Origin of the sequence: Nonomuraea sp. NPDC050310 (assembly GCF_040655795.1) — a bacterium.
Lineage (GTDB): Bacteria > Actinomycetota > Actinomycetes > Streptosporangiales > Streptosporangiaceae > Nonomuraea.
In genome coordinates, this window is sequence record NZ_JBFAKP010000006.1 from 225,404 (window position 1) to 250,223 (window position 24,820).

General features: G+C 72.7%; 30 protein-coding genes. 24 read left to right on the forward strand and 6 right to left on the reverse strand.

The window, feature by feature from the left end; all coding sequences use genetic code 11:
- The first annotated feature begins 8 nt into the window (after nucleotides 1-8).
- Genes AB0I67_RS18170 through hisF form a run of 8 tightly spaced genes read left to right on the forward strand, consistent with a single transcriptional unit; the run spans nucleotide 9 to nucleotide 4,645 of the window.
- Nucleotides 9-1,079 carry a histidinol-phosphate transaminase gene (locus tag AB0I67_RS18170; protein WP_357924480.1) on the forward strand — a complete coding sequence of 357 codons (1,071 nt, stop codon included), beginning with the start codon at nucleotides 9-11 and terminating at the stop codon, nucleotides 1,077-1,079.
- The gene (gene hisB, locus AB0I67_RS18175; RefSeq protein ID WP_357924483.1) at nucleotides 1,076-1,669 is read left to right on the forward strand and encodes an imidazoleglycerol-phosphate dehydratase HisB; all 594 of its coding nucleotides are present in this window, start codon (nucleotides 1,076-1,078) and stop codon (nucleotides 1,667-1,669) included. The genes AB0I67_RS18170 and hisB overlap by 4 nt, the downstream gene beginning before the upstream one ends.
- Nucleotides 1,666-1,827, forward strand: a complete 162-nt coding sequence (locus AB0I67_RS18180; protein ID WP_357924485.1) for a hypothetical protein — start codon at nucleotides 1,666-1,668, stop codon at nucleotides 1,825-1,827. Before hisB ends, AB0I67_RS18180 begins: the two co-directional genes overlap by 4 nt.
- Nucleotides 1,821-2,462, forward strand: a complete 642-nt coding sequence (gene hisH, locus AB0I67_RS18185; protein ID WP_357924487.1) for an imidazole glycerol phosphate synthase subunit HisH — start codon at nucleotides 1,821-1,823, stop codon at nucleotides 2,460-2,462. The genes AB0I67_RS18180 and hisH overlap by 7 nt, the downstream gene beginning before the upstream one ends.
- Nucleotides 2,455-2,784 (forward strand): hypothetical protein, encoded by a 330-nt coding sequence (locus AB0I67_RS18190; protein WP_357924489.1) that lies wholly within the window; start codon nucleotides 2,455-2,457, stop codon nucleotides 2,782-2,784. The genes hisH and AB0I67_RS18190 overlap by 8 nt, the downstream gene beginning before the upstream one ends.
- On the forward strand, nucleotides 2,785-3,501 hold the full coding sequence (priA, locus tag AB0I67_RS18195) for a bifunctional 1-(5-phosphoribosyl)-5-((5-phosphoribosylamino)methylideneamino)imidazole-4-carboxamide isomerase/phosphoribosylanthranilate isomerase PriA (protein WP_357924492.1): 717 nt from the start codon (nucleotides 2,785-2,787) through the stop codon (nucleotides 3,499-3,501).
- Nucleotides 3,498-3,887, forward strand: coding sequence for a Rid family hydrolase (locus tag AB0I67_RS18200; RefSeq protein WP_357924494.1), 390 nt, complete (start codon nucleotides 3,498-3,500; stop codon nucleotides 3,885-3,887). Before priA ends, AB0I67_RS18200 begins: the two co-directional genes overlap by 4 nt.
- The gene (gene hisF, locus AB0I67_RS18205) at nucleotides 3,884-4,645 is read left to right on the forward strand and encodes an imidazole glycerol phosphate synthase subunit HisF (RefSeq protein ID WP_357924496.1); all 762 of its coding nucleotides are present in this window, start codon (nucleotides 3,884-3,886) and stop codon (nucleotides 4,643-4,645) included. The genes AB0I67_RS18200 and hisF overlap by 4 nt, the downstream gene beginning before the upstream one ends.
- Nucleotides 4,646-4,746: 101 nt before the next feature.
- Here hisF and AB0I67_RS18210 read toward each other — a convergent pair whose 3' ends face one another.
- The 3 genes from AB0I67_RS18210 to AB0I67_RS18220 form a co-directional block, all read right to left on the reverse strand.
- Entirely contained in the window at nucleotides 4,747-6,108 is a 1,362-nt protein-coding gene (locus tag AB0I67_RS18210) for a glutamine synthetase family protein (protein ID WP_357924499.1), read from the reverse strand.
- Between the two features lie 36 nt (nucleotides 6,109-6,144).
- Nucleotides 6,145-6,306, reverse strand: coding sequence for a hypothetical protein (locus tag AB0I67_RS18215; RefSeq protein WP_357924502.1), 162 nt, complete (start codon nucleotides 6,304-6,306; stop codon nucleotides 6,145-6,147).
- Nucleotides 6,307-6,436: 130 nt separating this feature from the next.
- Nucleotides 6,437-7,345 carry a hypothetical protein gene (locus AB0I67_RS18220; protein ID WP_357924504.1) on the reverse strand — a complete coding sequence of 303 codons (909 nt, stop codon included), beginning with the start codon at nucleotides 7,343-7,345 and terminating at the stop codon, nucleotides 6,437-6,439.
- Nucleotides 7,346-7,426: 81 nt separating this feature from the next.
- Between AB0I67_RS18220 and AB0I67_RS18225 the strand changes: the two genes are divergently transcribed.
- Nucleotides 7,427-8,068, forward strand: coding sequence for a MerR family transcriptional regulator (locus AB0I67_RS18225; protein ID WP_357924506.1), 642 nt, complete (start codon nucleotides 7,427-7,429; stop codon nucleotides 8,066-8,068).
- An 8-nt stretch (nucleotides 8,069-8,076) separates the two neighbouring features.
- Here AB0I67_RS18225 and AB0I67_RS18230 read toward each other — a convergent pair whose 3' ends face one another.
- A complete protein-coding gene (locus AB0I67_RS18230; protein WP_357924509.1) occupies nucleotides 8,077-8,709 on the reverse strand; it encodes a TIGR03085 family metal-binding protein in 633 nt (210 codons plus the stop codon).
- 121 nt (nucleotides 8,710-8,830) lie between these two features.
- Here AB0I67_RS18230 and AB0I67_RS18235 point away from each other — a divergent pair, with 121 nt between their 5' ends.
- From AB0I67_RS18235 to AB0I67_RS18255, 5 genes are all read left to right on the forward strand, one after another.
- Entirely contained in the window at nucleotides 8,831-10,606 is a 1,776-nt protein-coding gene (locus AB0I67_RS18235) for an ABC transporter ATP-binding protein (protein WP_357924865.1), read from the forward strand.
- Between the two features lie 53 nt (nucleotides 10,607-10,659).
- Nucleotides 10,660-12,423 carry an ABC transporter ATP-binding protein gene (locus tag AB0I67_RS18240; RefSeq protein ID WP_357924866.1) on the forward strand — a complete coding sequence of 588 codons (1,764 nt, stop codon included), beginning with the start codon at nucleotides 10,660-10,662 and terminating at the stop codon, nucleotides 12,421-12,423.
- A gap of 268 nt (nucleotides 12,424-12,691) precedes the next feature.
- Nucleotides 12,692-13,027, forward strand: a complete 336-nt coding sequence (locus tag AB0I67_RS18245; RefSeq protein ID WP_357924511.1) for a metalloregulator ArsR/SmtB family transcription factor — start codon at nucleotides 12,692-12,694, stop codon at nucleotides 13,025-13,027.
- Nucleotides 13,024-13,530, forward strand: coding sequence for an SRPBCC family protein (locus AB0I67_RS18250; protein WP_357924513.1), 507 nt, complete (start codon nucleotides 13,024-13,026; stop codon nucleotides 13,528-13,530). Before AB0I67_RS18245 ends, AB0I67_RS18250 begins: the two co-directional genes overlap by 4 nt.
- Nucleotides 13,527-13,967 (forward strand): VOC family protein, encoded by a 441-nt coding sequence (locus AB0I67_RS18255; protein ID WP_357924514.1) that lies wholly within the window; start codon nucleotides 13,527-13,529, stop codon nucleotides 13,965-13,967. Before AB0I67_RS18250 ends, AB0I67_RS18255 begins: the two co-directional genes overlap by 4 nt.
- Nucleotides 13,968-14,000: 33 nt before the next feature.
- Here AB0I67_RS18255 and AB0I67_RS18260 read toward each other — a convergent pair whose 3' ends face one another.
- On the reverse strand, nucleotides 14,001-15,458 hold the full coding sequence (locus AB0I67_RS18260; protein WP_357924516.1) for a hypothetical protein: 1,458 nt from the start codon (nucleotides 15,456-15,458) through the stop codon (nucleotides 14,001-14,003).
- Between the two features lie 164 nt (nucleotides 15,459-15,622).
- Between AB0I67_RS18260 and hisI the strand changes: the two genes are divergently transcribed.
- The 7 genes from hisI (at nucleotide 15,623) to trpA (ending at nucleotide 20,698) form a co-directional block, all read left to right on the forward strand.
- Nucleotides 15,623-15,964: a phosphoribosyl-AMP cyclohydrolase gene (gene hisI / locus AB0I67_RS18265; protein ID WP_357924519.1), complete on the forward strand. Its 342-nt coding sequence runs from the start codon at nucleotides 15,623-15,625 to the stop codon at nucleotides 15,962-15,964.
- Nucleotides 15,961-16,506 carry a Trp biosynthesis-associated membrane protein gene (locus AB0I67_RS18270; protein WP_357924522.1) on the forward strand — a complete coding sequence of 182 codons (546 nt, stop codon included), beginning with the start codon at nucleotides 15,961-15,963 and terminating at the stop codon, nucleotides 16,504-16,506. The genes hisI and AB0I67_RS18270 overlap by 4 nt, the downstream gene beginning before the upstream one ends.
- Before the next feature lie 114 nt (nucleotides 16,507-16,620).
- A complete protein-coding gene (locus AB0I67_RS18275) occupies nucleotides 16,621-17,244 on the forward strand; it encodes a DUF4190 domain-containing protein (RefSeq protein ID WP_357924525.1) in 624 nt (207 codons plus the stop codon).
- A gap of 36 nt (nucleotides 17,245-17,280) precedes the next feature.
- The gene (locus AB0I67_RS18280) at nucleotides 17,281-17,691 is read left to right on the forward strand and encodes a DUF2752 domain-containing protein (RefSeq protein WP_357924527.1); all 411 of its coding nucleotides are present in this window, start codon (nucleotides 17,281-17,283) and stop codon (nucleotides 17,689-17,691) included.
- Nucleotides 17,692-17,843: 152 nt separating this feature from the next.
- Nucleotides 17,844-18,662 (forward strand): indole-3-glycerol phosphate synthase TrpC, encoded by an 819-nt coding sequence (trpC, locus tag AB0I67_RS18285; protein WP_357924869.1) that lies wholly within the window; start codon nucleotides 17,844-17,846, stop codon nucleotides 18,660-18,662.
- A 12-nt stretch (nucleotides 18,663-18,674) separates the two neighbouring features.
- Nucleotides 18,675-19,898 carry a tryptophan synthase subunit beta gene (trpB, locus tag AB0I67_RS18290; protein WP_357924872.1) on the forward strand — a complete coding sequence of 408 codons (1,224 nt, stop codon included), beginning with the start codon at nucleotides 18,675-18,677 and terminating at the stop codon, nucleotides 19,896-19,898.
- A gap of 2 nt (nucleotides 19,899-19,900) precedes the next feature.
- Entirely contained in the window at nucleotides 19,901-20,698 is a 798-nt protein-coding gene (gene trpA, locus AB0I67_RS18295; RefSeq protein WP_357924530.1) for a tryptophan synthase subunit alpha, read from the forward strand.
- 85 nt (nucleotides 20,699-20,783) lie between these two features.
- Here the strand turns inward: trpA and AB0I67_RS18300 are convergent, their stop codons facing one another.
- On the reverse strand, nucleotides 20,784-22,517 hold the full coding sequence (locus AB0I67_RS18300; protein WP_357924533.1) for a beta-galactosidase: 1,734 nt from the start codon (nucleotides 22,515-22,517) through the stop codon (nucleotides 20,784-20,786).
- Between the two features lie 84 nt (nucleotides 22,518-22,601).
- On the opposite strand from AB0I67_RS18300, the gene AB0I67_RS18305 reads away from it, so the two are divergent.
- The 3 genes from AB0I67_RS18305 to AB0I67_RS18315 all read left to right on the forward strand — a co-directional run bounded on the left by AB0I67_RS18305 (nucleotide 22,602) and on the right by AB0I67_RS18315 (nucleotide 24,804).
- Nucleotides 22,602-23,456 carry an AraC family transcriptional regulator gene (locus AB0I67_RS18305; protein WP_357924536.1) on the forward strand — a complete coding sequence of 285 codons (855 nt, stop codon included), beginning with the start codon at nucleotides 22,602-22,604 and terminating at the stop codon, nucleotides 23,454-23,456.
- A gap of 125 nt (nucleotides 23,457-23,581) precedes the next feature.
- Nucleotides 23,582-24,052, forward strand: coding sequence for a MauE/DoxX family redox-associated membrane protein (locus tag AB0I67_RS18310; RefSeq protein WP_357924539.1), 471 nt, complete (start codon nucleotides 23,582-23,584; stop codon nucleotides 24,050-24,052).
- Nucleotides 24,052-24,804 carry a thioredoxin domain-containing protein gene (locus AB0I67_RS18315; RefSeq protein WP_357924541.1) on the forward strand — a complete coding sequence of 251 codons (753 nt, stop codon included), beginning with the start codon at nucleotides 24,052-24,054 and terminating at the stop codon, nucleotides 24,802-24,804. Before AB0I67_RS18310 ends, AB0I67_RS18315 begins: the two co-directional genes overlap by 1 nt.
- Nucleotides 24,805-24,820 lie beyond the last annotated feature (16 nt).

Genomic DNA, 24,820 nt, shown 5'->3' on the forward strand with positions numbered 1-24,820 from the left:
AGAACCCCGTGAACCTCGACGACCTGCCGATCCGCGACGACCTGAGAGGGCTGAAGGCCTACGGCGCGCCGCAGCTCGACGTCGCCGTGCGGCTCAACACCAACGAGAACCCCTACCCGCCGAGCCCCGAGCTGGCCGGCGCGCTGGCCGACCGGGTGCGGGTGAGCGCCGCCGAGCTCAACCGCTACCCCGACCGCGACGCGCTGGAGCTGCGCGCGGGCCTGGCCGCCTACCTGGGCCACGGCCTGGACGCGAGCCGGCTGTGGGCGGCCAACGGCTCCAACGAGGTGCTCCAGCAGATCCTGCAGGCCTTCGGCGGCCCCGGCCGCCGGGCGATGGGCTTCGAGCCGTCGTACGCCATGCACCCGCTGATCACCACCGGCACCAACACCGCGTGGGTGGGCGGCGCCCGTGAGGCCGACTTCTCGCTCGACCCGGTCAAGGCGGTCGCCGCGATCGCCGAGCACGACCCGGACATCGTCTTCCTGACCTCGCCGAACAACCCGACCGGCACCGCGATGCCGCTGGAGGCCATCGCCGCGGTCGCCCGCGCCGCGCGCGGCATGGTCGTGGTGGACGAGGCCTACTTCGAGTTCGCCCGCACCGGCACGCCCAGCGCGCTCACCCTGCTGCCGGAGCATCCGCGGCTGATCGTCACCCGCACGATGTCGAAGGCCTTCGCCATGGCCGGCACCCGGCTGGGCTACCTGGCCGCGCACCCGGCGGTGGTCGAGGCGCTGCTGCTGGTGCGCCTGCCGTACCACCTGTCGGCGCTGACGCAGGCGGCGGCGCTGACCGCCCTGGACTTCCGCGAGGAACTGCTGGGTTCGGTGCAGCGGTTGCGCGAGGAGCGTGACGCGACGGTGAGCTGGCTGCGCGGGCGCGGGCTGGAGGTGGCCGACTCCGACGCCAACTTCGTGCTCTTCGGCCGCTTCGCCGACCGGCGCAAGGTGTGGGAAGGGCTGCTGCAGCAGGGCGTGCTGATCCGCGAGGTGGGGCCGCCGGAGTGGCTGCGGGTGTCGATCGGCACCGAGCAGGAGATGTCGGCATTCCGCGAGGCTTTGGAGAACGTGCTGTGAACAGAACCGGCCGCATCGAGCGCGTCACGAAGGAGACCTCGGTCCTGGTCGAGGTCAACCTCGACGGCACGGGCCTGGTCGACGTCACCACCGGGGTCGGCTTCTACGACCACATGCTCGCCCAGCTCGGCAAGCACGGCCTGTTCGACCTGACCGTGAAGACCGAGGGCGACCTGCACATCGACTCGCACCACACGATCGAGGACACCGCGCTCGCGCTGGGCGCCGCCTTCCGCGAGGCCCTGGGCGACAAGTCCGGCATCCGGCGGTACGGCCACGCGTCCTGCCCGCTCGACGAGGCGCTCGCCGAGGTCACCGTCGACCTGTCCGGCCGGCCCTACCTGGTGCACCACGAGCCCGACGGCATGGCCCCGATGATCGGCCCGACCTACGACACGACGATGACGCGGCACATTCTCGAGTCGTTCGTCGCGCAGGCGGCCATCTGCCTGCACGTGCGCGTGCCGTACGGCAGGAACGCCCATCACATCGTCGAGGCCCAGTTCAAGGCGCTGGCCCGCGCGCTGCGTGCGGCCTCGGAGCCCGACCCGCGTGCCACCGGCATCCCGAGCACCAAGGGCGTCCTATGAGCATGCCGGGCAACTGGACCGCGGTAGCGATGATCTTCGTCGGCCTGTTCCTGGTCGGCGGCGTGGTCTCTCTGTTCAAGCAGGGCATGAAGGCGGGCGCGGCGGTCTGCGGCGTGCTGGCCGTCCTGGCGATCACGGCGGGGGTGTTGTGGTGGTGAGCAAGCCGGACGTGGTGGTCCTCGACTACGGCTCGGGCAACCTCCGCTCGGCCGAACGCGCACTGGTGCGAGCCGGCGCGAACGTCACGGTGAGCGCCGACTTCGACGCGGCCCTGGCCTGCGACGGCCTGTTCGTGCCCGGCGTGGGCGCCTTCGAGGCGTGCATGCGCGGCCTGAAGTCGGTGCGCGGCGACACCATCATCGGCCGCCGCCTGGCCGGCGGCCGGCCCGTGATGGGCGTCTGCGTGGGCATGCAGATCCTGTTCGAGCGCGGCGTCGAGCACGGCGCCGAGACGCCGGGCTGCGGCGAGTGGCCGGGCACGGTCGACCGCCTCGACGCCCCGGTCCTGCCGCACATGGGCTGGAACACCGTCAAGGCGCCCGAGGGCAGCCTGCTGTTCGCCGGGCTGGACGCCGGCACGCGCTTCTACTTCGTGCACTCCTACGCCGCCCGCACCTGGGAGCTGACGCCCGGCGACGGGTTCGCCGCGCCGCTGGTGACCTGGGCCGAGCACGGCGAGCCGTTCGTCGCCGCGGCCGAGAACGGCCCGCTGGTCGGCACCCAGTTCCACCCGGAGAAGTCCGGCGACGCCGGCGCCGCTCTCCTGCGGAACTGGGTCAGCAGCCTTGAGTAAGGAGCGCGCCAGGCGCCGGGCCGAACGTGAGGCCCAGCGCGCCGAGGCCGCCCGGCGCAACGAGCGCCGCATGGCCCGCAGGTCGCGCCGCCAGGCGCTGGCCGCCCGGCTGAGGCCCCGCCCGGTCCGCATCGCGCGGCAGGGCGGGGTGCTCGCCCGGCGGCGGCGCGTCCAGAACGCCGTGGTCGCCCTGGCCTTCCTGCTGGTCCAGGCGCTGGTCTGGATCGTCTGGGGCTCCTGGGCCGCGAGCCTGGCCGCGCTCGTGCTGTCGGTGCTGCTCGTGCCCGTGATCGTGACTCTCGCATTCGACCGGAGGAACTAGATGACGTTCGTACTGCTGCCCGCCGTCGACGTGGCGGGCGGCCAGGCCGTGCGCCTCGTCCAAGGGGAGGCGGGCACCGAGACCGGCTACGGCGATCCGCTGGCCGCCGCGCTCGCCTGGCAGGAGGCCGGCGCGGAGTGGATCCACCTGGTCGATCTCGACGCCGCCTTCCGGCGCGGGTCCAACCACGAGATCACCCGCCGGATCGTGGCCGAGGTGGACGTCAAAGTCGAGCTGACCGGCGGCATCCGCGACGACGAGAGCCTCGCCGCCGCGCTGGCCACCGGCTGCGCCCGGGTCAACATCGGCACCGCCGCGCTGGAGAACCCCGAGTGGTGCCGCAAGGTCCTGGCCGAGCACGGCGAGCGGATCGCGATCAGCATCGACGTGCGCGGCACCCGCGTGGCCACGCGCGGCTGGACCGAGGAGCGCGGCGACCTGTGGGACCTGGTCGCCCGCCTGGAGGAGGAGGGCTGCCCGCGCTACGTGGTCACCGACGTGACCAGGGACGGCATGCTCGGCGGCCCCAACCTCGACCTGTATCGCGAGCTTTGCTCCCGTACCGCCAAGCCCGTGGTCGCCAGCGGCGGTGTTTCCTCCCTGGAGGATCTGGTGGCCCTGGCGTCACTGAGCAGTGACGGTCTCGAGGGTGCCATCGTGGGCAAGGCGCTCTACGCTCGTGCTTTCACGCTTCAGCAGGCGTTGGGGGCGGTATGAGGCGTTCGGGGAACCGGGTCTTCTCGGGTGGCATCTGGGAAGAGCGTTACGGTTACGCCAGGGCGGTGATCGCCGGCCCGAGAGTGGTGGTGTCGGGCTGCACCTCCACCGTCGAGGGCGAGGTCGTGCACGTCGGCGACGCCTACCGGCAGAGCCTGACCGCCATGGAGATCGCGCTGGCCGCGATCACGGCCGGCGGGCTGGCCAAGGAGGACGTGGTCATGGTCCGCTACTACGTGGTCGACGACCGGGCCTACGACGAGTTCGGCAAGGCCTTCTTCGAGACGTTCGGCAAGGTACGGCCGGCCTGCACCGGGGTGCGGGTGGCCGGTCTGGTGGACCCGCGGATGCTGGTCGAGGTAGAGATCGAGGCGTACAGGGCATGACGGTCGCGGTTCGGGTCATCCCGTGTCTGGACGTGGACGCGGGCCGGGTGGTCAAGGGCGTCAACTTCGAGAACCTGCGCGACGCGGGCGACCCCGTCGAGCTGGCGCGGCGCTACGACGAGGAGGGTGCCGACGAGCTGACCTTCCTCGACATCACCGCCTCCTCGGGGGAGCGGGAGACCATGGTCGAGGTGGTGCGCCGCACCGCCGAGCAGGTCTTCATCCCGCTCACCGTCGGCGGCGGGGTGCGGTCGGTGGAGGACGTCAACCGGCTGCTGCGCGCCGGGGCGGACAAGGTCTCCTTCAACACCGCCGCCATCGCGCGGCCGGAGTTGCTGACCGAGGCCTCCAAGCGGTTCGGCGCGCAGTGCGTGGTGCTCTCGGTGGACGCCCGGCGCGCGCCGGGCACCGCCTCCGGGTTCGAGGTCACCACGCACGGCGGCCGGCGCGGCACGGGCCTCGACGCGGTGGAGTGGGCGGCGCGCGGCGAGGAGCTCGGCGTGGGCGAGATCCTGCTCAACTCCATGGACGGCGACGGCACCCTCGACGGCTACGACCTGGAGATGATCCGGGCCGTGCGGGCGGCGGTGCGGGTGCCGGTCATCGCCAGCGGCGGCGCCGGGCGGCTGGCGGACTTCCCGCCGGCGGTCGAGGCGGGCGCCGACGCGGTGCTGGCGGCCAGCGTCTTCCACTTCGGCACGCTGAAGATCGCCGAGGTCAAGGAGAGCCTGGCCGGCGCCGGCTACCCGGTCCGCTAGCGCGGCCGGCTGGAACACGTGCGGGCGCCGGCCTGAAAGACACGCGAGTGCCGGCCTGGAAGACGCGCGGTCGCCGGCCTAGAAGACGTGCGGGCGCCGGCCTAGAAGGCGCGCAGGTGCTGGCCGCACTCGTAGGCGGCGTTCTGGCCCGCGAAGGCCACCGCCTCCGAGCGCTTGACCGCGAGGTAGGCCTGCGCCCGCAGCGGCCCGAGCGCGGCCATGAGCACCTCGTCGGCCTCCAGCGCGTCCAGCGCCTCCGGCAGCGAGGCGGGCAGCCGCGGGTAGCGGCCGGGCACGGTGTCGGGGTCGACGGTGGCGGCCTCGCCCGGGTCGAGCCGGCGGCGGATGCCGTCGAGCCCGGCGTGGATCACCGCGCCGAGCGACAGGTAGGGGTTGGCCGAGGAGTCCGACGGCTTCAGCTCCAGGTTGATCTCGCCGCCCTCGCCCAGCGGCGAGCACACCCGGACCGCGGCCTCCCGGTTGTCGGGCCCGTGGCAGATGTAGGCGCTCGACCACATGCGCGGCGCCAGCCGCCGGAAGCTGTTGACGCTCCCGCAGGTCAGGGCGGTCAGCGCGGGCAGGTGGGCGAGCAGGCCGCCGATGAACCAGCCGCGCACCTGCTCGTCGGCGAAGACGTTGACGGAGCCCTGCCACAGCGACAGGTGCAGGTGCGCGCCGTTGCCCGCCTGGTCGGGGATCGGTTTGGGGGCCAGCGAGGCCCACATCGCCATGCGCAGGGCCACGCCTCTGACCGTCTCGCGGTAGAGGACGTGGTTGTCGGCGGCGCGCAGGGCCGGGGCGTGCCGGATCGACACCTCCTGCTGTCCCGCGCCGAGCTCGGGGTGGCAGTGCTCCACCCGCAGGCCCTGGGCCTCCAGCGCGTGCACCAGCCGGACCGTGTAGTCGTGCGCGGTGTCGAAACCGGTCCCCGCGTAACAGAGGCTGTCGTCCAGCGGCACCAGCCGGTCCGGCCCGCCCTCCGGGGAGGGCAGGCGGCGGCCGAGCGTGAACTCCGGCTCGAACGCGGCGACCAGCGTGTACCCCGCCTGCTCCAGCTCCGCCACGGCCTCCTTGAGGAAGGTCCGCGGGCAGGCCGCCCACGGCGAGCCGTCGGGCAGCCGGAGGTCGGCCACCATGGCGGCGGCGCCGGGGGAGTAGGGAAGGGGGACGAAGGTCTCCGGGTCGGGGACGAGCCGTACCTCGCCGACGGGCCCGAGGTGCTCGACCTGCTGGAGCTGGTCGAGCATGTTCATCGCCAGCATCGCCACGGTGTGGCCGATCCCGCTGCCGAGTCGCTCGGCCAGCCTGGCCCGTGAGGTCGCCTTGCCGCGGATCACCCCGCCGTGGTCGGCGTAGAGAAAGCGGACCAGTTCGACGCCCTCGATCTCAGCGCGTTCGAGCAGGCGCTGGACGGCCGGGCCGGGCTGCTGGATCTTGGTGACGCGCTGGCGAACTGTCATCATGCCTGCGTAACACGGAGTGCAGGCATGGGGAACCCGTCACCGCAGAACGCCGGTAAAGAATGTGGCTAGCTGGTTGGCTCCGTCAAGGATTCCTTCAAACACGCCGTTCACCGCGGCGGCAGCTTCGGCCGGCCGGGTGAACAGGTAGAAGACCACGAACGCCACAGCAACGTATGTGACGATCTTCTTGACCTGCATGGGGGGCCTCCTGCAGTCCGTTCCCAGCCGTCTGTATACCCAGCCATCTCTTTGATGATGTCTTTGATCTTAACTGGGCGGGCGGATTCCTTGGCCATGCTACGTCGAACGGGTCTGGCGGGAGCGCCGGTTACTTGTTTTGCGGAATCGGCGCGCCCGGACGGGCCAGGCTGGAGACGACGCCGCCCAGCGTGAGCATGAGCAGGACGCCCGCCACGCCCAGGGTGAGCCCGTCCGGCGACAGCAGCGGCTGGGCGCGCAACGCCTGCCAGGTGACCAGGGCGAACAGCCCGAGGTAGGCCAGACCGGCGACCAGCACGAGCCGGGCCCGCACCTGCTCGTGTCGGAGGATCGCGACGCGGGCGGCGAGCGCGGCCAGGGCGATGGCCAGCAGGGGCAGGAGCTGCAGGCCGTGCATGCCGATGAAGTGCGGCACCCGCAGGTCGCCGCCGGTGGTGCTCCAGCCGACGAAGGGCAGGCCGGCTCCGCCGTCCGGGACGCCGACCGCGTGCGCGCCGGCGACGTTGTCGGGCAGGTTCTGGCCGGGGCGGGGGAAGGCCATCAGGGCGCCGGAGGCGATGCCGAGCGTGGAGACGATCAGGCCGAGCCGTACCGCCCAGGTGGCCGGGCGGTCGGCCTGCCGTTCGAGCAGGAGGGCCGCGGCGGCGACGATCTGGGCGACCAGCAGCACCGCGATGGTGAGGCCCATGAGCCGCCAGATCGCCGCGTCCTGCGGGGTGGACTCGTTGAAGTGGCTGCGGTGGGCGCGCGCGGCCTGGAAGGCGATCAGGCCGATCTCGGCGACTCCGGAGACGGCCAGCGCGGTCCCCATCCACCAGCTCGTGCGCCCGGCCCGGTGGCGTAAGGAGAGCATCCAGGCCCAGGTGTAGAAGAAGATCGCGAAGGAGACGGCGAACTTCAGCGGCTTGACCCACAGCGGATAGCCGTCGAGCTCGCGGTCGTCGAGGAAGACCAGCGCCAGGAAGAGCACGGCGGCGGCCGAGGTCAGGTAGGTGCCGGCCAGCAGGGGTCGATGCATGGGGGAGCTCCTCTATGGATAGTGGATAGTGCTACTTACCACTATCTATAGCTAGGCTATCCAGAGCACGCAAGAGGGGACGTGGAAACAGTGCGGATGGCCGAACTCAGCGCGACCACGGGGGTGCCCGTGCCGACGATCAAGTACTACATGCGCGAGGGGCTGCTGGCCCCGGGCCGGCCCACTGGCCGCAACCAGGCCGAATACGACGACGGGCACGTGCGCCGGCTGCGCCTGGTCCGCATCCTGGTGGAGTACGGCGGCCTGTCCATCTCCGTCATCAAGGACCTCGCCGAGCGGCTCGACAACCCGGACGTGCCGCTGTACAGCCTGCTCGGCGCCGCGCAGCGGACCATCACCGAGCGCCGCGAGGCCACGCCGAGCCCGCACAAGGAGAAGGCAGAGCAACTCGTCGCCGACCTGGTGGCCCGGCGCGGCTGGCGCTGGGAACCGGACAACCCGGCCACCCGCACCGCCGTCGGCGTGCTGACCGCGCTGGGGGAGGTCGGCCGGCAGGACATGATCGACGTGCTCGACGACTACGCCGCGGCGGCCGAGCGCATCGCCGAGGCCGACATCCGGGTGCTGGGCGACGTGGACGACCGCGAGCGCACGGTGGAGGTGGTGGTCATCGGGACCGCGCTCGGCGACCCGCTCGTGGCCGCGCTACGCCGCCTCGCCCAGGCCACCGTCGCCCGCAAGAGCTTCGAGGACCAGCCCTGACCTGGCCCTCACAGGCCGATCGAGGCGTTCTCCAGGCGGGCGATCGCGTCCGGGTCGCCCTTCAGCTCCACCCGCGCGTGCTTCTGCCGCCCGAAGCAGAACAGCAGCAGCTCGCCGGCCGGCCCGGCCACCTCGACCCGCTCGCCGCCGGAGGGCCCGCCCAGCGCCGCCGCGCCGGTGCGGGACTCGCGCAGCACCACCCCGACCGGCGCCTTGCGCAGCATGAGCCGGGCGGCGAGGCTGAGCCGCTGCCACAGCAGGCGCTCGAAGTCGGCCGGCAGCTCGCGCGGCTCCCAGCCCTCCTGCGCCCGCCGTACGTCCTCGTGGTGGACGAAGAACTCCAGCGTGTTGACCTGGGCGTCGAGGAAGGGCAGCAGGCCGTAGATCCCGCCGGGCCTGCGCACCAGGCCCACCAGCTCGGGGAAGTCGTGCTTGGCGGCCAACCCGCGCTGCACCGACTCGGTGTAACCCGCCAGCGGACGCAGCGCGATGCCGCCCATGGCGTCCGGCCGCCGCTCGCGCAATACGAGGTGGGCGGCCAGGTCGCGGGTGGTCCACCCGGTGCACAGCGTCGGCGCGTCCGGGCCGAGCCGGTCGAGCAGATCACACAGGGCGGAGCGTTCGGCGCGGGCGTGAGTCACGCCGTCCACATTAGTCCCCCGGGGGAATAACCAGGTGATCAGCCGTGATAGTCACTTAAGGAGAAAAGTCCCCCTGCCGGAAGGATCCCCCCGAGTGGCGACCAAGGTCACTTCAGCCGTCATGCGCGACGGCCTGCGCGTCCTCGGAGTGGCGATCCGTGCCGAGAAGCTGGTCTTCTCCGCGGCCGTCCTGGCCAGCGCCCTGTACGGCGGCATGACCGTCGCCTCGGCCTGGGCGCTGGGCTGGGCCACCGAGCACGCCGTCCTGCCCGCCTTCGACCGCGGCGAGGTCACCTCCGGCGCCCTGTGGACCGGCGTGCTGCTCATCATGGGCACCGCGCTGGCCAAGGCGATCGGCATCGCCGGGCGGCGCATCTGGGCCGGAATGATGCAGTACAACATGCAGGCCCGCTCGCGCCGTGACGTGACCAAGCAGTACCTGCGGCTGCCGCTGGCCTGGCACCACCGCCACCCCACCGGCCAGCTCCTGTCCAACGCCAGCTCCGACGCCGAGGCGGCCTGGGCGCCGCTCGCGCCGCTGCCGATGGCCGTGGGCGTGGTCGTCATGCTGTTCACCGCGGCGATCGCCATGCTGGTCACCGACCCGGTGCTCGCCCTCGTCGGGTTCCTGATCTTCCCGGCGATCGCCGTACTCAACCTGGTCTACCAGCGCAAGCTCAGCCCGCTGGCCACCCGCGCGCAGCAACTGCGCGCGGAGGTCAGCGAGATCGCGCACGAGAGCTTCGACGGCGCCCTGGTCGTCAAGACCCTGGGCCGTGAGGACCTGGAGACCGAGCGGTTCCAGCGCCGCGCCCACGAGCTGCGCGACGCCAACATCGCGGTCGGCCGGGTGCGCGGGCTGTTCGACCCCATGCTGGAGGCCCTGCCCACGCTGGGCGTGCTGGCCGTGCTGGCGGTCGGCGCGCTGCGGCTGTCGTCCGGGGCGGTGACGCCGGGCGAGCTCGTCCAGGTCGCCTACCTGTTCACCCTGCTGGCCTTCCCCATCCGCGCGCTCGGCTGGGTCCTGGCCGAGCTGCCGCGCAGCGTCGTCGGCTGGCGCCGCGTGCAGGACGTGCTGGAGGCCACCGGCTCCATGGAGTACGGCGAGGCCGCCCTGAAGGGCGCCGAGCCGGTGAGCCTGGCCGTCGAGGGCCTGGCCTACGCCTACGAGCCCGGCCGCGAGGTGCTGCACGACGTCACCTTCGAGGTGCCCGCCGGCCGTACCGTCGCGCTGGTCGGCCCCACCGGGTCCGGCAAGTCCACCCTCGTCCAGACGCTCGTGCGGCTGGTCGACCCGCTGCGCGGCCAGGTGCGCCTGGACGGCGTCGACGCCCGCGAGCTGGCCTACGGCGGCATCGCCGACGCCGTCGCGCTGGTCCCGCAGCAGACCTTCCTGTTCGACGACACCGTGCGCGGCAACGTCACCCTGGGCCTCGACCTCGACGACCAGGAGGTGTGGGCCGCGCTGCGGCTGGCCCAGGCCGACGGCTTCGTCAGCAAGCTGCCCGACGCGCTCGACACCCGCGTCGGCGAGCGCGGCACCACGCTGTCCGGCGGCCAGCGCCAGCGCCTGGCCCTGGCCCGCGCGGTGGTGCGCCGGCCGCGGCTGCTGATCCTGGACGACGCCACCTCCAGCGTCGACCCGCAGGTCGAGGCGCGCATCCTGTACGGCCTGCGCGAGCACGCCGCCAGCGTCGTCGTGGTCGCCTACCGGATGGCCACCATCGCGCTGGCCGACGAGGTGGTCTACCTGGAGCAGGGCCGCGTCGTCGACCGGGGGCCGCACGAGCGGCTGATCGCGCGCTGCCCCGGATACCGCAACCTGGTCACCGCCTACGCCCGCGAAGAGGCCGAGCGGGCCGCGATCGAGGCCGAAGAGGAAGAGGTCAGCCTGTGAGCGAGGGCACCAAGACCGCCGAGCGGGTCAACGGGACTCGGCCCGGCACCCGGATCGCCAAGAACGCCGAGGGCACGGCCCTGTCCACCGTGCGGCGCGGTCTGTCGCTGACGCCCGAGTTCCGCACCGGCCTGGCCGCGACGCTGGCCCTGGCCGTGGTCGCCACCGTCGGCAAGATCATCGTGCCCATCGCGGTGCAGCAGACCGTGGACGGTATGGGCGCGGGCCGGCCCGACATGGCGCACATCGCCCGCGTCATCGCCGTGTGCGCGGCGGCCGTCGTGCTCACCGCGCTGGCCGGCTACCTGATGAACGTCCGCCTCTACCGCGCCACCGAGTCCTCCCTGGCCTCGCTGCGGGTGCGCGGCTTCCGCCACGTGCACGACCTGTCGGTGCTCACCCAGAACACCGAACGCCGCGGCGCCCTGGTCTCCCGCGTCACCAACGACGTCGACCAGATCAGCACCTTCATGCAGTGGGGCGGCCTGATGATCATCGTCGCCTTCGGCCAGCTCCTGGTCGCCACGGCGCTGATGTTCTTCTACTCCTGGCAGCTCACCCTGCTGGTCTGGGCCTGCTTCATCCCGCTCATGATCGCCCTGCCGCGCTTCCAGCGCTGGCTGTCGCGCGCCTACACCACCGTCCGCGAGCGCACCGGCGACATGCTGTCCGCGGTCAGCGAGTCGGTCGTGGGCGCGGCGGTCATCCGCTCCTACAGCTCCGAGCACCGCACCGCCGAGCGCGTCGACACCGCCATCGACGGCAACCGCAAGGCGCAGATCCGGGCGCAGACCATCGTCGGCTTCGTCTTCCCGCTCACCGAGATCGTCGCCGCCCTGGCCCTGGCCGGCATCGTCCTGCTCGGCGTACGGCTCGGCCTGTCCGGCACGCTCACCAAGGGCGAGCTGGTCGCCTTCCTCTTCGTGATCACGCTGTTCGTCTCGCCGCTGCAGATCGCCACCGAGGTGCTCAACGAGGCCCAGAACGCCGTGGCCGGCTGGCGGCGCATCCTCGGCGTGCTCGACACCCCGCCCGACGTCGCCGACCCCGGCGACGAGGGCGTCGAGCTGCCGCGCGGGCCCATCTCCGTCGCCTTCGAGGACGTGCACTTCGCCTACCCCGGCGGCGCGCCGGTCCTGCGTGAGGTGTCCGTCCAGATCCCGCCGCGCGCCCGGGTCGCGGTCGTCGGCGAGACCGGGTCCGGCAAGACCACCTTCGCCAAGCTCCTGACCCGCCTCATGGACCCGGTCGGCGGCCGGGTCACCGTGGACGGCGCCGACCTGCGCGAGGTGCGCTTCTCCTCGCTGCGCGAGCGCATCGTCATGGTGCCGCAGGACGGCTTCCTGTTCGACGGCACCCTCGCCGAGAACATCCGGTACGGCAGGCCGCAGGCCACCGACGAGGAGATCACCCTCGCCCTCACCGAACTCGGCCTCGCCGACTGGCTCGACGGCCTGCCCGCCGGGCTCCAGACCGCCGTCGGGCAGCGCGGCGAGTCCCTGTCGGCCGGCGAGCGCCAGCTCGTCGCCCTGGCCCGGGCCTACCTCGCCGACCCCGACCTGCTCCTGCTCGACGAGGCCACCTCCGCGGTCGACCCGGCCACCGAGGTACGGCTGGCGCGGGCCCTGGAGGGCGTCACCCGGGGCCGGACCGCCATTTCCATCGCCCACCGGCTGTCCACCGCCGAGAACGCCGACGAGGTGCTCGTCTTCGACGCCGGCCGCCTGGTCCAGCGCGGCCCCCACGCCACCCTGGTCAACCAGCCCGGCGTCTACGCCGACCTGCACGCCTCCTGGGTGTCGGCCGCCCGCTCCTAGGAGACCCCGCCTCGAACCACGGGCCGCCCTTCCTCGGAGGGCGGCCCGTTCCACTTCCGGACGATGCCGCCCGCGACCGCCGCGGTGTGCGACCTGCGGTCGACAAGTGGCGGCCGACGACGCGCAGGCCCGGAGACGTACCCGCCCAACGAGGCCGGCGCCTGTGTGCAGACCCGGCCCGTCGTGCCCCAGAGCGCTCGAGATCTTGACAGGCCCAACCATGGGCACGTATAAAACCAACTGGTTATTGAACCGGAAGGTTATCGACATGGTTGCAACCGACACGCTGGACGCGACGTTCGCCGCCCTGGCAGACCCCACCCGCCGGGCCATCCTGGCCAGGCTCGCGGCCGGTGAGGCCACGGTCACCGAGCTGGCCGCCCCCTTCGCGATGAGCCAGCCGGCCGTCTCCAAGCACCTGCGGGTGCTCGAACGGGCCGGCCTGGTCAGCCGCGGCCGCGACGCGCAACGCCGGCCGTGCCGGCTGGTGGCCGAACCGCTCAAGACGGCCACGGACTGGCTGGCCGGCTACCGCGACTACTGGGAGACGAGCTACCAGCGACTGGACGCTCTGCTGGAAGACCTGCAGGACGGCGGGACGTGACCTCTCCCCACCCCGGCCTCGGGCTGCGGGTGGTCGCGTCCGGGACCACCGACCTCGTCCTCACCCGCGCCTTCGCCGCTCCCGCGCCGCTGGTCTTCGCCGCGCTCACCCAGCCGGACCTGCTCCGCCGCTGGCACGGCGCCCGCGGCTGGCGGCTCACCGTCTGCGAGGTCGACCTGCGCCCCGGCGGCGCCTGGCGGTTCGTCTCCACCGGCCCGGCCGGCGCCGAGATGGAACTGCATGGCCTGTACCACGAGGTCGTGCCGCCGGTGCGCCTCGTCCAGACCGAGATCCACCGCGACTGGGCCGAAGGCGAGGCACTGGTCACCACCGTCCTGGCCGAGACGGACGGACACACCGCCATGACCGTCACCGCTCGCTACTCCTCGGCCGAGATCCGCGACGCGGTCGTGCGCAGCCCGATGGAACGCGGCGCCGGCGAAGGATTCGACCGCCTCGCCGCCCTGCTCGCCACCCTCACCCACGAAAGGCGCCACCCATGACCGGCACGACCACCCCTGCCGACGAGACCCCGAAGGACTCCGGCAACCCGCCCGTGCCGCCCGGCACGCTGTTGCTCGAACTGGTGCCGGTGCCCGTCACCGACATCGAGCGGGCCAAGGCCTTCTACCAGGACCAGCTCGGGTTCCGCCTCGACGTCGACGTCAACCCGAACCCCGGTGTCCGCATCGTCCAGCTCACCCCGCCCGGTTCGGCGTGCTCGATCACCCTCGCCGAAGGTCTCCCCACCCTCGACATGCCGCCGGGAACGCTGCGCGGCCTGCACCTGGTGGTCGCCGACATCGAGGCCTCCCGCGCCGAGCTCGTCGGCCGCGGCGTCGAGATCAGCGAGGTCGAGGACCTCGGCGGAGTGCTCTACGCGTACTTCGCCGACCCCGACGGCAACACCTGGTGCCTGCAGCACATGCCCTGGCGTTGACCCGCTCCGGGCAGGGGGCCGAGCGGGTGACGGTCAGGAGGGGCGGCTCCGGCCGGAGGCGCCCTCGGTGTGGGAGCCCAGCCGGTCGCGCAGGCCACGCGACCCCGTGGCCCGCCCGCCGTCCGGTGAGTGGCCGCCGTCCGGGCCCGTCTGGAGCGGCAGCGCCAGCAACCCCGCCCCGCCGGTGATGGCGATGGCGACGATCTCGGTGTCCAGCACCTTGACCAGCGCTCCCCACACCCCCCACCCGATCAGCATCAACCCCAGCACCACCAGGGGAGCCCGTCGCAGCCGCCGGGCCTGCTCGCGCAGGGTGGGCCGGCCGGGCGCCTCGTCCGGCTCCTGGTCGTGGAACGGGTCGTCGTGCAGCACCAGCCGCCGCAGCACGGTGAAGAAGTGCGTCCCGAGTTCGTCGGCGGTGATCTCGCCGCGTAACAGGGCCCGCTGCCGGGAGCGTACGGCGGCGCTGATCCGGGCCACCCGCCGCCGGTCGGATTCGGCGAGCACGCCCGAGTCGGTGGCCCGGGCCCGCTCGCCGCAGCGCCGGAAGGCGCGTGCGGTGTGCTCCACGTAGTTGGCCAGCCAGATCCGGCTGGACAGCTTGATGCCCGGCGGCCCGAGGACCGGGGTGCCCTGGTGCTCCTCGGGTCCGGCCTCGATGAGCGCGCAGCGCTCCTGGAGCCACACCAGGTCGTCGACCAGGGCCTCCTCCGGGTGCCGCCGCTCCTTCAGCCGCCACGACACGCTGCGCAGCGCCCGTTCCGCGGCGAACTGCAGGTACGCCAGCACGAGCAGGGTGCCCAGGGGGACGACCACGGTGAGCAGGATGCGGTGGCCGGGCCAGGCCGGGGCGGCGGCGGGGTCGTAGATCCAGTACACGCCGACCGCCAGCACGGCGAACAGCACCGCCTCGGCCGTCCGGGCGCTCCACTGCCGCCGGCGGTCCTCGATCCACACGACTGCGAGCGCGGTCAGGAACAGCGCGACCAGGAACAGCGCGATCCCGCCGGCGAACGCCGCCCACCCGGGCCAGGGCGGCCACAGCGCCGGGATCAGGGCGCCGGCCGCCAGCCAGGTGATGAGCCGCGCGTCGGTCATCAGCAGGCGGTAGTACACCTCGCCGAAGACCACGTGCCGGCTCTCGTAGGCGGCGGCGACGCGCGTGCACTCCTGCGTGGTGGCCCGCAGCCGGGCCTGCTCGGCCTCGGGCAGGCCGCCGAGGCGGAGGTCGAGCGCGGCCTGGGTGACCCCCAGGTCGTGCGCCAGCCGGGCCTCCCGCCAGGCTCGCACGTTCGCCCGCCACCGCCACGGCGGCCCCAGCAGCAGGGCCGGCTCCGGCCGCTCCCGCGCCGCCCGATAGGCCGCCAGCCGATCGTCCGAGGAGTCCCCGGCGCCCACCCGCTCCCCGCCCGCGACGTCCTCCGGTTCGCCGGGCCGGGTGACCGGGGGGATGGGGGCGGGTGGGACCGCCTGGTCGCTCGTGGTGTCCATGGCCACGCTCTCCGCTCGCCGATCATCGACGAGCCGATTGTGACCGGACGATCGCCGGTTGTCCCGGAATCCGCGGACTCTCCCGCCGGCCGGCCACCACGGAACCGCCGGGGGAGGGGCGGCGCGGTGGCCGGGCCACCGGCCGGCCCTGGTTGAATGACGGTATGTCCCTCGACCCCGCGATCGCCTCGCGGCTGAAGCGCACGCCCGACGGCCTGGTCCCCGCCGTGGTCCAGCAGTACGACACCGGCGAGGTGCTGATGCTCGCCTGGATGGACGACGAGGCCCTGCACCGCACGCTGACCACCGGCCGCGGCACCTACTGGTCGCGCAGCCGCTCGTCCTACTGGGTCAAGGGCGACACGTCAGGACACGTCCAGCACGTGAAGTCGGTGGCGCTCGACTGCGACGGCGACACCATCCTGCTCAAGGTGGACCAGACCGGCGCGGCCTGCCACACCGGCGACCGCACCTGCTTCGACGCGGGCCTGATCGAGGCGCCGTGAGCGGGGAGAAGACCCGGGGGCCGCGGGAGCGGGGAGCGTGGCTGGCCGTCACCGCGCTGGGCGGCGTCCTGGCGCTGGTGGCCTCTGGCCGGGAATGGGCCGAGGTGACCGGTGGCGACACGCCCGGGCTCGCCGAGGCCACCGGTTCGTTGCTGGTCCCGGCGCTGGCGCCGCTGGCGTGGGCCGCGCTGGCCGGCGTGGTGGCGGTCCTGGCGACCAAGGGGATCGGCCGCCGGCTGGTCGGCGCGCTGATCGCGGTGTGCGGGGCCGGGGTGGCCGTGCTGTCCTGGCGCGCGACGGGCTCGGGCGCGGCACGGGAGGCGCTGCGCGCCGACGTGCTCACCCAAGGGACCGCCTGGCCGTACCTGGCGATGGCGGGCGGGGTGGTGCTGCTCGCCGCAGGCGTGTTCGCGGCGGTCCGCGGCGGCCGCTGGAGCGGCATGTCGGATAAATACGCCCGGCAGAAGAATGCTCCGCAAAAGGACGAGAAATCATTGTGGGATGCGCTCGACCGCGGCGAGGACCCGACCCTTTCCTCGTAAAACATTTGCATTCCTGTCACGAATGCCCGGTCAGGTATACGTTGCCCCATGGAATGGGTGCTTTGTCGGTAGGCTGCACGCGCGCAGAACCGGCACATCAGAGGAGATCAGACCATGACCTACGGTCCCCAGGACGGCAGCGGGGGGTACGGGCAGCAGCCGCAGAGCGGCGGCGGCTACGGTGCTCAGCCGCCTGGCAACGGCGGGTACGGCCAGCAGCCCCAGAGCGGCTACGGCTACGGCCAGCAGCAGAGCGGCGGCTACGGTCAGCAGCAGGGTGACGGCGGTTACGGCCAGCAGCCGCAGAGCGGCGGCGGTTACGGCTACGGCCAGCAGCAGGGCGGCGGCTACGGCCAGCAGCCCCAGTCCAGCGGCGGCTACGCCTACGGCCAGCAGCCCAGCGGCGTGCAGGGCTACGGCGGCTACGGCCCGCCCGCGGGCGGCTACGGCCAGCCCGGCGGCTACGGCGCCCCCGCCCAGACCAAGACCAACGGCATGGCCATCGCCTCGCTGGTCCTGGGCATCGTCGGCCTGCTCTCCTGCGGCGCGACCTCGATCATCGGCGTGATCCTCGGCCACATCTCGCTCAGCCAGATCAAGCAGAGCGGCGACGAGGGCCGGGGCATGGCGCTGGCCGGTCTGATCACCTCCTACATCAGCGTCGTCGGCTGGCTGATCTTCTGGGTGATCTGGCTCGGTCTGTTCGGCCTGGCCGCGGCGGGCGCGGGCTACTACTAGCGGGCGGGGAGGGCCGGTTCCCACTAACCTGGCCTCATGGCAGTTCTCGAGCGGGTGCCCAAGGCGGTCCTGCCGCCCCTGGGGCTCGGTGTCGCGGTGGCCGCCGGCATGGTCTTCGTCGGCGTCGTCGACCCCAACGAGCCCGGGCACTACCCGACCTGCCCGTTCCTGTGGCTGACCGGCCTCTACTGCCCCGGGTGCGGCACGCTGCGCGCCCTGCACGGCCTGGCCACCTTCGACCTGGGCGCGGCGCTGGCGATGAACCCGCTGCTCGTGGCGGTGATCCCGGTGCTGGTCTTCTGGTGGGCGCGCTGGCTGGCCGACTCCTGGCGGGGCCGGCCGTCCCGCCCGCTGCCACGGCCCGCGGTGATCTGGGGCTTCATCGGCGTGATCATCGTTTACTGGGTCGTCCGCAATCTCCCTTTCGCGGCGTTCCTCGCGCCGTAGCCGCGGGCCCGGTGGCGAGCCGGGTCCGCCCGGGCCGATACCATCGCACACGAGGGCGGGAGCGCACATGTCCCGTCTACCCCCACACAGTCGACCGGAGGGATCCCAAGCGCGTGAGTGAGCCGACCGATTCCGAACACGCCGAGTCCGGACTGGGCGTGCTCGACGGCATCATGGCCGGGGTGCGCGAGGACCTCGCCCAGCGCCAGCAGGCGATCTCGCTCGACGAGCTCAAGGAGCGCGCCGGGCGGGCCCCGGCGCCGAGGGACGTCAACGCCGCGCTCGGCGGCTCCAAGGTCTCGGTCATCGCCGAGGTGAAGCGCTCCAGCCCGTCGAAGGGCGCGCTCGCCGCGATCGCCGACCCGGCGGCGCTGGCCGCCGACTACGAGGCGGGCGGGGCGCACGTCATCAGCGTGCTGACCGAGCAGCGCCGCTTCGGCGGCAGCCTCGACGACCTGGCCGCCGTCCGCGCCCGGGTGGACATCCCGGTGCTGCGCAAGGACTTCATCGTCACCTCCTACCAGCTCTGGGAGGCCCGCGCGCACGGCGCGGACCTGGCGCTGCTCATGGTGGTCCTGCTGGAGCAGGAGGCGCTGGTCTCGCTGATCGAGCGCGCCGAGTCCATCGGGCTGGTGCCGCTGGTGGAGGTGCACACCGAGGAGGAGCTCGAGCGGGCGCTCGCCGCCGGGGCCAAGGTCATCGGCGTCAACGCGCGCAATCTCAAGACGCTCGAGGTCGACCGCGACGTCTTCAGCAAGATCGCGCCGAAGATTCCCGAGGGTGTCATCAGGATCGCCGAGTCCGGCGTGCGCGGGCCGCACGACCTGCTCGCCTACGCCCGTTCCGGCGCCGACGCGGTGCTGGTGGGCGAGAGCCTGGTGACCGGGAAAGACCCGCGCAAGGCCGTGGAGGCGCTGGTCACCGCCGGCGCCCATCCCGCGACGCGCCCAGACCACGGATCTGAGGGATAGCACGTGTCCAACATCCTCACCCCCGCTGACCTGGCGGGCAACGGGGCCTACGGCAACGACCCCGACCTGAAGGGCAAGTTCGGCGTCTTCGGCGGCCGTTACGTGCCCGAGGCCCTCATCCCGGCCCTCGACGAGGTCGCCGCGGTCTACGAGGAGGCCAGGAAGGACGCCGGCTTCATCCGCGAGTTCGACCACCTGCTGCGCACCTACGCCGGCCGGCCCACCACGCTGACCGACGTGCCGCGCTTCAGCGAGGAGGCGGGCGGCGCCCGCGTCATCCTCAAGCGCGAGGACCTCACCCACACCGGCGCGCACAAGATCAACAACGTGCTGGGCCAGGCGCTGCTCACCAAGCGGCTGGGCAAGAAGCGGGTCATCGCCGAGACCGGCGCCGGCCAGCACGGCGTGGCCACCGCCACCGCCGCCGCCCTGATGGGCCTGGAGTGCGTCATCTACATGGGCGCCGTCGACTGCGAGCGCCAGGCGCTCAACGTCGCGCGGATGAAGCTGCTCGGCGCCACGGTCGTGCCGGTGACCAACGGCAGCCAGACCCTGAAGGACGCGATCAACGAGGCCTTCCGCGACTGGGTGACCAACGTCGACACCACGCACTACCTGTTCGGCACCGTCGCCGGCCCGCACCCCTTCCCCGAGATCGTGCGCGACTTCGCGCGGATCATCGGCGTCGAGGCGCGCCGCCAGATGCTGGAGCTGACCGGTCAGCTGCCCACGGCGGTCGTCGCCGCGGTCGGCGGCGGCAGCAACGCCATCGGCCTGTTCCACGCCTTCATCGGCGACAAGGACGTGCAGATCCACGGCTACGAGGCGGCCGGGCGCGGCCTGGAGAGCGGCGAGCACGCGCTCACCCTCACCGCCGGCTCCATCGGCGTGCTGCACGGCTCGCGCACCTACGTCCTGCAGGACGAGGAGGGCCAGACCATCGAGTCGCACTCGATCTCGGCCGGCCTCGACTACCCGGGCGTCGGCCCGGAGCACGCCTGGCTCCAGGACAGCGGCCGCGCCACCTACCACGGCATCACCGACGACGAGGCGATGGCCGCCTTCTCGCTGCTGGCCCGCACCGAGGGCATCATCCCGGCCATCGAGTCCTCCCACGCGCTGGCCGGCGCGCTCAAGCTCGGCCGGGAACTCGGCCCCGAGGCCACGATCCTGGTCAACCTCTCCGGTCGCGGTGACAAGGACATGGGCACCGCCATGAAGTACTTTGGACTGTGATCATGACCACTCTCCAGGAGGTCTTCGCCAAGGCGAAGGCCGACAACCGCGCCGCGCTGATCGGCTACCTGCCCGCGGGTTTCCCGACCAAGGAGGGGGCCGTCCAGGCCGCCGCCGCCATGGTCGAGGCCGGCTGTGACGTCATCGAGATCGGGCTGCCCTACTCCGACCCGCTCATGGACGGCCCGACCATCCAGGACGCGGTGCACCTGGCGCTGAGCAACGGCACCCGCATCGCCGACGTGATGCGCACCGTCGAGGGCGTCGCGGCGACCGGCGCGGCCACCCTGGTCATGACCTACTGGAACCCGATCGACCGCTACGGCGCCGACCGGTTCGCCCGTGACCTGGCCAACGCCGGCGGCGTCGGCACGATCACGCCCGACCTGACCCCGGAGGAGGCCGAGCCGTGGCGGCAGGCCTCCGCCGAGGCCGGGATCGACACCGTCTTCCTGGTCGCGCCCAGCTCCACCGAGCCGCGGATCAAGGCGGTCGTCGACTGCTGCACCGGTTTCGTCTACGCCGCCTCGCTGATGGGCATCACCGGCGCGCGTGACTCGGTCAACGCCGCCGCCGAGGGCCTGGTGGCGCGCACCCGCGCCCAGACGGACCTGCCGGTCTGCGTCGGCCTGGGCATCGGCAACGGCCGCCAGGCCGCCGAGGTGGCCCGCTACGCCGACGGCGTCATCGTCGGCTCGGCCTTCATCCGGCGGCTGCTGGACGCGCCTTCCGAGGCCGAGGGGCTGACCGCCGTGCGCGAGCTGGCCGCCGAGCTGGCCGAGGGCGTACGGCGAAGCTAGCCGTCCTGGCCGGTGAGGTACGACTGAGCCGTAGTCAAAGATCGACGCGACCGCCCGCTCCGGGCGGTCGCGCCGTGTTTGCGGCTCAGCCGAGTTCGGCGGCGGTCACGACCTCGATCGCGCCGGGCCCGGTCCGGTCGAGCTCCAGCACCACGATCTCGTTCGCCCCGGCCCGCAGCAGCGGCGCCGGCACGTAGAGCGTCCGCTGCGGCCCGCGCTCCCAGTACCGGCCGAGCAGGAACCCGTTGACCCAGACGTACCCCTTGCCCCAGCCCGGCAGGGCCAGGAAGGCGTCGGCGGGCTCGCCCACCTCCAGCCGGCCGCGGAACAACGAGCGCGCCTCGCCGGAGAAGCCCGCCCCGAACCGCACGCCCGAGACGTCCTCCAGGTCGTAGGCCGTCACCTCGAAGCCGTGCAGGTACTGCTGGTGGTGGCGCACCCCGCCCAGGATGCCCTTCGACTCGCCGAGCCGCGGCCCGAAGTTGGTGCGTCCCATCGACTCCACCAGCAGCTCCACCGTCGCCGGCCCCGCGACCGTCACCTCGGGCTGCTCGGCGTCGCGCTCCAGCACCGCCCGCAGCTCGCCGTCCACGAACAGGTGCGCCCGGTCGTGCAGGCCGTCCACGCTCAGCCGGTACGGCTGCCGCGGCCCCGGGATCTCGGTGCGGTAGGCGACCAGGCCGTGCGTGAGGCCGAGCTGCTCGAAGGACGGCGGGGCGGGGGCCGTGGTCGTCCGGCCCAGGCCGGCGGCGGCCAGCCGTACCGACTCGGTCAGCGGGACGGTCGCGGCCGGGAGGGTGGCGGGCACCTCCGGCACCTCGGGCACGTCCGGGTTGTAGCGCGTGAGGATCTCCCGGAAGAGCCGGTACTTCTCGGTCGGCGCCCCCCGCTCGTCCACGGGCGCGTCGTAGTCGTAGGAGGTGACGGTCGGCCGCCATTCGCCGCCGTGGCTGTCACCGGTGCGGTTGGCGCCGGACCAGGTGCCGAAGCTGGTGCCGCCGTGCGCCATGTAGAGGTTGACCGAGGCGCCGGCGGCCAGGATGCGCTCCAGGCTGTCGGCGGCGTCGGCGGGGTCGCGGGTGATGTGCTCCTGGCCCCAGTGGTCGAACCAGCCGCACCAGAACTCCATGCACATCAGCGGGTCGTCCGGCCGGTGCTCGCGCAGGGTGGCGAAGTGCCGCTCGGGCTCGGAGCCGAAGTTCACCGTGGCCAGCACGCCGGGCAGGGTGCCGCCGGTCAGCCACCAGTCGCCGGGGCCGTCGGAGGTGAACAGCGGCACCTCGACGCCGAGCTCCTGCAGGGTGCGGGCCAGGTGGCCGAGGTAGGCGCGGTCGGTGCCGTAGGAGCCGTACTCGTTCTCCACCTGCACCATGATCACGTTGCCGCCGCGGGTGATCTGCCGCTCGGCGACGCCCGGGATCAGCTCGGCGAAGAAGCGGTCCACGTGGCCGAGGTAGACCGGGTCGCTGGTGCGCACGCGCACGCCGGGCTGCGCGGTCAGCCACGCCGGCAGGCCGCCGTTGTCCCACTCCGCGCAGATGTACGGCCCGGGCCGCACGATGGCCAGCAGGCCCTCGGCCGCCGCGGCGTCCAGGAAGGCGCCCAGCCGCTCGATGCCGGAGAAGGTGCCCGGCGCGGGCTCGTGCAGGTTCCACGGCACGTAGGTCTCCACCGTGTTCAGGCCCATCGCGTGCAGCATCCGCAGCCGGTGCGCCCACTGGTCGGGGTGCACGCGGAAGTAGTGCAGCGCGCCGGACAGGACGCGGAACTCCTCGCCGTCCAGCCGGAAGGCGCCGTCCTCGATCGAGAAAGCAGGCATCTGGGGTCCTTAGACTAGGGTCTTCAGCCTTCTCAGGGTGGCGGATTCGCAGGTCACCGGGCCATGGACAAGCGTGGGGAGCACTTGGACGGACGTGCACGGCCGACCTACCAGTGGACGCGCTACCTGACCCCGTCGGCCGCCCACCGCCGGCTCGGCCTGGTCTGCCTCGGCGCCGGGCACCAGGAGGGGCCGCTGCCGGTGGTCGGGCCGCGGACGATGCGGAACCACGTGGTGGTCGTGGTGAGCGAGGGCCGGGGCTGGTTCAGCCAGGCCGGCGGCCCCGCCGTACCCGTCGAGGCGCCCGCGGCGCTGTGGCTCTTCCCCGGTGTCAGCCACCACTACGCGCCCGACGGCGACGGCTGGGCCGAGTGGTTCGTCGACTTCACCGGGCCGGCCCTGGCCGCCTACACCGAGCTGGGCTTCGTCGACCCTCAGGCGCCGGTGATGCCGCTCACCACCGCCGAGCCCGCGGTGCGCGCGATCGGCCGCATCGTCGGCGCCTGCCGCCGGGGCGGCGCCTTTTTGGAGGTGGAGGCCTCCGCCCTGGTGCACGAGGTGCTGGTGGCACTGCGGCACACCCGCGCCGACCAGGACGCCAACGGCGATCCCGTCCTCGCGGTGCTGGCCAGGGACGCCTGCCTGCCGATCTCGGTGGCCGAGCACGCCCGGCGGCTCGGCGTGCCGCTGGCCGAGCTGCGCCAGACGGTGCGCCGGCTGACCGGCTCCAGCCCGAAGGAGTACGTGCTGGGGCTGCGGTTGAGCCGGGCCAAGGAACTGCTGGCCGGGTCCGACCTGCCGGTGGCGGCGGTCGCCCGGCGGTGCGGTTACGAGGATCCGGCCTACTTCACCAGAATCTTCACCCGCCGCGTCGGCCTGCCGCCCACCGAGTTCCGGTCCCAGCAATATCGTGGATTCGTCGCGGCCGACAGTGCTTAGCTGAGGCTTATCCACGACATGGTCGGATGGTCGCCAGGTACTGTGCGGATCCCCGATCCGCTGACATAGGAGTGATCGTGTTCGCGTCGAAGCCGTCGCGCAGCGTGAGATTGGCTATACCCTGGGTGACGACCGCCGCCCGCCTGATTCTGGGCGTGGTGCTCATCGTCGCGGGCGTGCCCAAGTTCCGCGACCAGATCCAGTCGGTGACGGCGGTCAAGGCGTACCGGATCCTGCCCGAGTCGGCGGCGACCGTGGTCGGCCACGCGCTGCCGATCGTGGAGATCGTGGTCGGCGTGCTGCTGATCGTGGGGCTGCTGACCCGGGTGGCCGGTCTCATCGGCGGCCTGCTGATGCTGGCCTTCGTGTTCGGCATCGCCTGGGCCTGGGCCAAGGGCCTCAAGATCGACTGCGGCTGCTTCGGTGGCGGCGGACAGCTCAAGGGCGGCGAGGAACCGACGTACCTGCTGGACATCGTCCGGGACTTCGGCCTGGTGCTCTGCGCCGCCTGGACCGTGCGCTTCCCGCCCGGGCGGCTGGCGCTCGACGGGGCGCTGGGCCTGACCCGGAGCAGTGACTACGAGGAGAACGACTGATGGGCAAGGCCGACCGCGAGAAGTCCGCGCGGGACCGCATCAAGCAGCAGCAGGCCGCCGAGCGGGCACGCGAGCAGCGCAAGCGGATGATCACCTACGTGGTGGGCGGCGCGGTCGCCGTCCTGGCCGTCGGCGCCGGCTACCTGTACAGCGTCAACCGCGGCTCCGCCGAGGAGGCCGTCACCGGTCCGCTCGCCCCGATCACCCTGGCCGCCGACGGCTCGGTCGTCATGGCCAAGGCCGGCGTCGAGAAGCCCGTGGTCGACGTGTACGAGGACTTCCAGTGCCCGGCCTGCCGCGAGTTCGAGAAGGTGGACGGGCCGACCTTCCAGAACCTCGCCGCCGAGGGCAAGGCGAAGATCGTCTACCACCCGGTCACGATCTTCGGCGAGGAGCCCACCCGGGGCAACTCGGTGCGCGCCGCCGCCGCGGCCCGCTGCGTGCCGGCCGGCCCGCAGTGGCTCGCCTTCCACAACAAGCTCTTCGAGGAGCAGCCGCCGGAGACCGTCGCGGGCTTCAAGCTGGAGGACCTCGTGCAGTGGGGCAAGGACGTCGGCGTGACCGCGCCCGACTTCGAGCAGTGCGTCACCAGCCAGAAGCACGCCCAGGCGCACCTGGCCTACAGCGACGCCACCCTCAAGAGCGCCGCCATCGAGGGCACCCCGACGGTCAAGCTCAACGGCACCGTCCTGGAAGGCGCCCAGCTCTCGCCGGAAGGCCTGCGCCAGGCCGTTCTTGATGCCGCCAAGTAGGCGCGCGTCCGCTACC